Source organism: Streptomyces glaucescens, assembly GCF_002154375.1.
In the GTDB taxonomy this organism is placed as follows: Bacteria; Actinomycetota; Actinomycetes; order Streptomycetales; family Streptomycetaceae; genus Streptomyces; species Streptomyces glaucescens.
The window spans coordinates 1-1061 of sequence record NZ_MUND01001031.1 but is presented as its reverse complement, the minus strand read 5'-3'; the positions used below and the strand labels follow the sequence as shown (position 1 = coordinate 1061).

Here is a 1061-nt window from a genome sequence, read left to right as displayed (position 1 = left end):
CCCCCGCCCTGTGGACCCGGGGCACCGAACGGCTGCCCGGCGGGGAGGCCGCCGAGGTGTGGGCGCCCGTCGCGCTCACCCACCTCAACTGGCGCCAGGGCGAACTGCGGTCGCTGCCGCGCACCCACCACCTCAACTACGCCGGCATCGCCACCGGGCAGGGCCTCGACGACGCCGTCGAACGCGCCCTGCTGGAGATCGCCGAACGCGACGCGCTGGAACTGTGGTGGCATCTCGACGGCCCCGCGCGCGGCATCGACCCGGACACCGTGCCCGGACTCGCCGACGATCTCGCCGGGTCCGGGCTGCGGGTGTGGCTGGTCGAGATGCCCTCCGAGTTCGCCCCCTGCGTGGCGGCCCTGGTCCACGATCCGCGGCTCGGGCTGTACGCCGCCGGGTTCGCCTGCAAGTACGACCCCGCCGAGGCCGCCCGCAAGGCCGTGCTGGAAGCCGTGCACACCTGGGTGTTCACCCAGGGACTCACCGGGCCCGACGGCTGGGTCTTCCAGGCCGTCGACGCCGGGCTCCTCGCCAAGGGCCTCTACCTCGACCACCGCGCGGACCGCCGCTACCTCGACGTGTGCGGCGACCACTTCGAGCACGTCAGGGACCTGGGCGCGCATGTCCAGGTGTGGCTCGATCCGCGGATGGCGGCCGAGGCCCGGCGGTTCACCGACCCGGCGCTCGGCGTCGTCCCGCTCGACGCCGTCGCACCCGGCAGCAGGGAACTGATGGACCGGGCCCTGGAACGCGGCGGCCACCGGGTCATGACCTTCGACCTGACCACGGAGGACGTCGCCGAGACAGCGCTGCGGGTCGCCCGCGTCCTGGTCTCCGGGCTGCTCCCCAACGCGCCCGCCGCGTTCGGGTACTTCGGCTGCCCGCGCCTCGCCGACGCCGCCGTGGCCCGCGGCTGGCGCACCACGGCGCCCGGCGCGCCGGAGGACTTCACGCTCGCCCCTCCCCCGCACATGTGAGCCGCGCCGTGGATCTGGTGACCGCCCTCGCCCGGGCCCGCACCGCCGAGGAACCCGGCCCCGACACCCCCGCGGGCCCGGGCG

General features: G+C 75.7%; 1 protein-coding gene. It reads left to right on the top strand.

The features are described from left to right. Positions 1–977, top strand: a 977-nt coding sequence (locus tag CCN42_RS40350) for a YcaO-like family protein (protein ID WP_086742052.1), incomplete at its 5' end; no start/stop codon positions are given. Positions 978–1061: the final 84 nt, after the last annotated feature.